The organism is Rhodococcus yananensis, from assembly GCF_020515525.1.
Classification (GTDB): Bacteria; Actinomycetota; Actinomycetes; order Mycobacteriales; family Mycobacteriaceae; genus Rhodococcus; species Rhodococcus yananensis.
The window spans coordinates 1-7,210 of sequence record NZ_JAIYEP010000126.1 but is presented as its reverse complement, the minus strand read 5'-3'; the positions used below and the strand labels follow the sequence as shown (position 1 = coordinate 7,210).

The following is a 7,210-nucleotide window of genomic DNA, read 5'->3' as shown; positions in this document are numbered from 1 at the left end:
GATCCCGACGCCACCGCGCCACCGCCAACGCCAACGCCGCCAACAACCCGTCGTTGACACCACCGCGGAACACCCCCGGCAACGACGTCAACAACACATCGGTCACATCGGCGGGCACCCGCACGGTCAGTTTCCGCACGGTGGATTCGGTGTCGACTGCGGGATCGAGCCGGCGCCTGCCCAGCAGGGGATCGTCGGTGGCCAGCACCGACCGCCAGAAGTCGATCTCGGCGGCACGTCGGGCACTGTGCGCCTCATCGACGAGGGCGTGCGCCCACCGTCGCATCGACGTGCCCGTCGGTTGCAGCGCCACGGGTTGCCGCGACGCGATCTGGGCTCCGGCGGTGACCAGGTCGGGCACCAGGATGCGCCACGACACACCGTCGATCACCAGGTGGTGTGCGACGATGATCAACCGGCCGGACCTGCTCGGACCGAAATCGAGCCAGACGAACTGCAGCACGATGCCTGCCTCGGGATCGAGCCTCCCCAAGGCCGCATCGAGTGCAGCCGAACCGATCTCGGTGACCGCGTCCTCGTCGGCACCGGGATCCACCGCAACACGATGAACGAGCGCATCGACGTCCACGTCACCGCGTTCGCGGAGATCGAGACCCCAGCCACGCCGGTCGTGCACCAGTCGGGCGCGTAGCACGTCGTGGGTGTCGACGAGTCCGGTGAGCGTCACGACAACGTCCTCGCGGGTGATGTCCGCCGGGACCTCGACCACGAATTTCTGTGTGAACCGCGCGTAGCTGCCCGGGCGTTCGACCATGAACCGCGCGATCGGGGTCAGCGGCATCCATCCGACGCCACCCCCGGGCAGTTCGTCGAGTACCACCCGGTTCTCCGCGGAGCCGAGAACGGCCACCGTCGCGAGTGCCTCGACGGTCTTCTGCTCGAAGACGTCCCGCGGTGAGAACACGACCCCGCGAGCCTTCGCGCGCGACACCACCTGGATCGACATGATCGAGTCGCCGCCGAGCGCGAAGAACGAATCGCCCACACCGACCCGGTCGAGCCCGAGGACATCCGCGTACACGTCGGCCAGGATCTCCTCGAGTTCCGTGCCGGGCGCCCGGAAGGCCACGGCCTCGAACACCGGTTCCGGCAGCGCCCGGCGGTCGAGCTTGCCTCCCGGCGTCAACGGGATCGCGTCGAGCACCACGATCGCGGCCGGCACCATGTACGCGGTCAGGAACCGCGAAGCGGACTCGGTCACGGCCTCGGGATCGAGTGCGATGTCCGGTTCTGCGACGACATAGCCGACGAGCCTGTCACCGGCACGATCGTCGCGACGCACGACTGCGACGGCCTGGGCAACGCCGTCGGCGCGCATGAGCGCGGCCTCGACCTCACCGAGTTCGATCCGGAACCCGCGGATCTTCACCTGTTCGTCGCCGCGTCCCACGTATTCCACGACACCGGTGTCGTCGACCCAGCGGACGATGTCACCGGTGCGGTACATGCGGCGACCATCCCCGGTGAAGGGGTTCGCCACGAAACGTTCGGACGTCAAGGATGCCCGGTCGTGGTAGCCGCGCGCGGTCTGGACGCCGGTCAGGTACAGCTCACCCGCCACCCCGACGGGGACGGGCCGGAGCCGGTCGTCGAGCACGTACACGGAGGTTCCACGAACCGGACGGCCCATGTCCACGCGGTCACCCGGTGCGAGCGGCGCGCTGATGTTCGACGCCACGGTCGATTCCGTCGGACCGTACGCGTTGAAGAACGCCCGTCGGGTGCCGTCGGGCAGCACGACCGCCCAGCGGGACACCAGTTCGGGCGAGCACGCCTCACCACCGGTTGCGATGACCCGCAGGTCGTCGAGCCCGTCCGGGTCGACCGAGCCGAGGGCTGCGGGGGTGACGAAGGCGTGGGTGACCTGCTCGTCGCGCAGCAGGTCGGCGAGTTCGCTGCCGCCGACGATGGTCGGCGGGGCGATCACCACAGTGGACGCGGCGCCGAACCCCATCGTCAGTTCGAGCACCGATGCGTCGAAGCTCGGCGACGCGAAGTGCAGGCTGCGCGCGCCCGGGGTCATGCCGTATCGGGCGACCTGCTCGGCGCAGAAGTTGACCACGCCGCGATGTGCGACGACGACGCCCTTGGGCAGACCGGTGGTACCGGACGTGTAGATCACGTACGCGGGATGCTCGGGTCGCAGCGTCCGGATCCGATCCGCATCGACCGGCGCGCTGTCCCTCGGGTGTCCCTCGCCGACCGCCTCCGCGATGTCGATCCACGGCACATCGTCGGGCAGCGCCGCACGGTGGTGGGCGGTCGTCAGGCCGAGTACGGCACCCGAGTCGGTCACCATGTGGCGGATGCGTTCCGGCGGATAGGCGGGATCGACGGGCACGAACGCCGCGCCCGACCGGATGACCGCCCACACCGCGAGCACCGACTCCACCGAACGCGGAACTGCCACTGCGACGCGGTCTTCCGGGCCGACGCCGCGCGAGATCAACTCGTGCGCGAGTCGCGCCGACATCGCGTCGAGTTCTCGATAGGTGGTGGATCGTCCTTCGAATCGGAGCGCGACCGCATCGGGGTCGGCGGTCGCGGCGGCGTCGAGTACCTCCGCGAACGTCGCCGCCGGTGCGGCAGCACCACCGTGCACTGCCGTGACCCGGGAACGTTCGGTGCCGGACAGGATCTCGATGTCCCCGACCACACGGTTCGGATCGGCCGACATCGCTGTGAGAATCCGGGTGAGCCGCTCCGCGAAACCGGCGATCGTGGATTCGTCGAACAGGTCCGTCGCGTACGTCCAGCCGAACGACAGCCCCGCCGGTTCTCCGGCGGCGTCGAACGATTCGATCACCGTGAGTTGCAGGTCGAACTTGGCCGGGGTGAAATCGGATTCGACGCCGGCGATCTGAAGATCGCCGAGCGAGAATTCCGACTGTTCGAGGTTCTGGAACGCAAGCACCACCTGGAACAACGGATGATGCGCCTGCGACCGCACCGGGTCGAGGACCTCGACCAGCCGCTCGAACGGGACATCGGCGTGCGCGAACGCCCCGAGGTCCGTCTCGCGGATCCGCGCGAGCAGTCGGTCGACCGTCTCGCCGGGAACCCGGCGGGTCCGCAACACCAGCGTGTTGACGAACATGCCGATCAGGTCGTCGAGCGCCTTCTCCCCTCGGCCGGCGATCGGTGTGCCCACCGTGATGTCGCGTGTTCCCGACAGTCGGCCGAGCAGTTCGACCAGGGCCGCGTGGACGACCATGAACGGTGTGGCGCTGTGGGCGCGGGCGAGTTCACCGATCCGCCGGTGCAGATCGGAGTCGAGCCGGGTGCCGTAGGTGGCGCCACGGTTGGACTGGACGTCGGGGCGCGGACGGTCCGTCGGCAGTTCGAGGACGTCGATGAGCGCGTCGAGTTCGCGCTTCCAGTACGAAATCTGCTGGGACACCACCGAATCCGGATCCGATTCGTCGCCGAGTACGGTGCGCTGCCAGATCGCGTAGTCGGCGTACTGGACCTCCAGCGGCTCCCAACCCGGCGCGGTGCCTTCCGCACGTGCCGCGTAGGCGGACATCACGTCGCGGGTGAGCGGTCCCATCGAGAACCCGTCGGTGGCGATGTGGTGCACGACGAACACGAGGACGTGATCATCGGATGCGAGTTCGAGCAGGTCGGCCCGAACCGGCACCTCGGACGTGACGTCGAAACCGCGGGTGAACAGGTCGGTGACCGCATCGACGAGCGCATCCGCCGCCACCGCGCGCGGTGCAAGATCGACCTCGACGGCACCGACATCGAGGATCCGCTGGTAACCGGCACCGTCGATCTCGGGGTACACGGTGCGCAGGACCTCGTGACGGGCCACGAGATCCTGCACCGCTGCGCGCAGAGCGGCGACGTCGAGCCGACCTGTCAAGCGCAGGGCCACCGGAATGTTGTACGTCGCCGAGGCGCTGTCGAAACGGTTGAGGAACCACATGCGCTGCTGCGCCAGCGACAGCGGGATGTGGTCGGGCCGCGGCTGTGCGGTGAGTGCCACGGCCCCGGCCGTGTCGGTCTGCCCGGCGAGGTGCGCGGCCAGTTCTTCCACGGTCTCGGCATCGAAGAGCGCTCTGACCGCTACCCGCACACCGAGCGCGTCGCCGAGGCGGGACGCCGCCCTGGTCGCGACGAGGGAGTTGCCGCCCAGGTCGAAGAAGCTGTCGTCGAGTCCCACCCGATCGCGCCCGAGCAGGTCGGCGAAGACCGCCGCGACGATCTCCTCGACCGGAGTGGTGGGTGCACGGAACTCTCTGGTGTCGAACGTCGGCACGGGCAGCGCCGCACGATTCAGTTTGCCGGCGGGGGTCAGGGGGATCTCGTCGATCACAACGACCGCGGCGGGCACCATGTGTCGTGGCAGCTCGAGTTTGACGGCCTCGGTGATCTCCGCCGGATCGAGGTGTCCGCCGTCGACCGGCTTGACGTACGACACCAGTGCCTTCTCGCCGTTGGCCAGGGTGTGCACGACGGTGGACACGAAATCGACGTGTGCGTCCGCGGCGATCACCGTATCGATCTCACCGAGTTCGACGCGGAAACCGCGGATCTTGACCTGGGAATCGCTTCGGCCGATGTATTCGAGGCACGGACCGTCCTCATCACGGATCCACCGCACCAGATCGCCTGTGCGATACATGCGCGCGCCCGCCGCGTCGTGGGGGTTGGCGACGTACCGGTCCGCTGTCGTTCCGGCACGATTCCGGTAGCCGCGGGCGAGTTGGTCACCGCCGAGGTACAGCTCTCCCACCACACCGTCCGGCACCGGCTGCAGACGCGGGTCGAGGACGTACTCGCCGACACCGGGGAACGCCTTGCCGATGTTGATGCGATCACCCGGACGAAGCGGCCTGCTGATGTTGGTGACGATGGTCGTCTCGGTCGGACCGTACGCGTTGAAGAACTTCGCTCCCGTTCCCCACCGAGCGACGAGCTCGCTGGGCACCGCCTCACCACCTGCGACCACCACGCGCGGCGTGTCCAGACCGGCGGGATCGATCGAGGCCAGCATCGAGGGCGTGCCGATGATGTGGGTGACGCTCGTGGTCCGGATCAGTTCGGCGAGTTCCGGGCCGCCGTAGAGGGTGGGCGGTGCGATCACCATCGTGGAGGCCGCACCGAGTGTCATCAACAGTTCGAAGAGCGATGCGTCGAAACTCGGGGTCGCGAAATGCAGCACCTTCGATTCGTGGACCGAACCGAAGATTCTCGCCTGCTTCTCCGCCAGGTTCGCCAACCCACGGTGGGTGACGACGACGCCCTTGGGTTTTCCGGTGGACCCCGAGGTGTAGATCACGTAGGCGACGTCCGCCGCTCCGATCTCGGGGTACGTGACGGTCTCGTCCGAGACGTCGGGCGTCGCCTCGAGGTCGAGCAGAACCGTGTCGATGTTCACCGGCAGCGAGTCCGCGTACTCGGGCAATGTCACCACGAGTCGCGCCCCCGAGTCCGAGAGCATGTGCTGCACGCGGTCTTCGGGGTAGTTGATGTCCACCGGTACGAATCCTGCGCCGGTTCTGCTGATCGCCCACACCGCGAGTACTGATTCGAGGGAGCGGGGAACAGCGACGGCGACCAGCACACCCGGCCGCGCACCGCGGTCGAACAGCATTCGGGCCCACGGCTCGACCAGCGCATCCCACTCACGGTACGTCAGGGCACGGTCGCCCCACTCCACCGCCACACCGTCCGGATTGGCATCGACCGCCTCGGACATCATCGTCCTCAGCGACTTCGGACTGCACAGCGCGAGTTCGTGGCGGCCCAGGATCTCGGTTTCCTCGGCGGTGGTCAGCAGCGGGGCGTCACCGACCGCCCTGTCCGGCCGGGCCGTGACCTCGGCGAGGAGCGCAACGAACCTGTCCGCGATCGAGGAGATCGTATCGGCATCGAAAAGATCTGTTGCATAACGCATGTCGCCGGACATACCGGTGGCCGACCCGTCCGCATCGAACGATTCGACGAGCGTGACCGACAGATCGTACGGCGAGCGTCCCAGATCGGACTCGACCGGACTGATGGTCAACTCGCCGAGTTCGAGCACCGATGCTTCGACGTTCTGGAACGCGAGCATGACCTGGAACAAGGGGTGGTGCGCCTGCGTGCGGATCGGATCGAGCACCTCGACGAGCCGCTCGAACGGCACGTCCGCGTGGGCGAACGCGGCGAGATCACCACTCCTGACGCGGGCGAGCAGCGCCTCGAACGATTCCGCGGGGTCGACGACGGTACGCAACACCAGGGTGTTGACGAACATGCCGATCAAGTCGTCGAGCGCTTCCTCACCGCGCCCGGCGATCGGGGTACCGACCGTGACATCGTCCGTTCCCGACAACCGCGACAGCAGCACCGCGAGCGCAGCGTGCACCACCATGAACGGTGTGACGCGATGCGCGTGGGCGATCTCGACGACCCTCCGGTGCACCACCGCATCGATCACGAAGCCGTGGCCCGCACCGGAATCGGTCAGCACCTCCGGCCGGGCACGATCGATCGGGAGCTCGAGGAGGGACGGCGCTCCCGCGAGGGCGTCGCGCCAGTACGTGAGTTGTTGCGCGACACGAGAATCGGGATCGTCTTCGTCGCCGAGGACCGCGCGTTGCCAGATCGCGTAGTCCGCGTACTGGACCGGCAGCGGCTCCCACGTGGGCGATGCGCCCACGCTCCGTGCGGCGTAGGCGATCATGAGATCGCGGGTCAGCGGCCCCATCGACGATCCGTCGGCGGCGATGTGGTGCACCACGAACACGAGCACACGCTCGGTGTCGGACAGCTCGTACAGTGCCACCCGCACGGGAATCTCGGCCGTCACATCGAACGGACGTACCACGAACTCGGAGATCCGCTCGGCGAGCGAGGACTCACCCACCGAGACCGGATCGATACCGAGGTGCGCATCGGCGACGGGGAGGATCCGTTGGAAGCCGACACCATCGACCTCCGGATACACCGTCCGCAACACCTCGTGCCGCGCCACCACATCCCGCACCGCAGCCGCCAACACACCCACATCGAGCGCACCCGACAACCGCAACGCCACCGGAATGTTGTACGCCGTCGACTCCGGCTCGAACCTGTTGAGGAACCACATCCGCTGCTGCGCCAACGACAACGGCACCCGCTCCGGCCGAGCCTGCGCCACCAACGCCACCCGACCACCATCACCGGCACGCGACTCGAGCCGCGCCGCCAACCCCAC

At 67.9% G+C, this 7,210-nt stretch carries 1 protein-coding gene; it reads right to left on the bottom strand.

What is annotated here, in order from left to right; genetic code table 11:
* On the bottom strand, window positions 1-7,210 hold a 7,210-nt coding region (locus tag LDQ05_RS18875; RefSeq protein ID WP_226438490.1), incomplete at both ends, for a non-ribosomal peptide synthetase.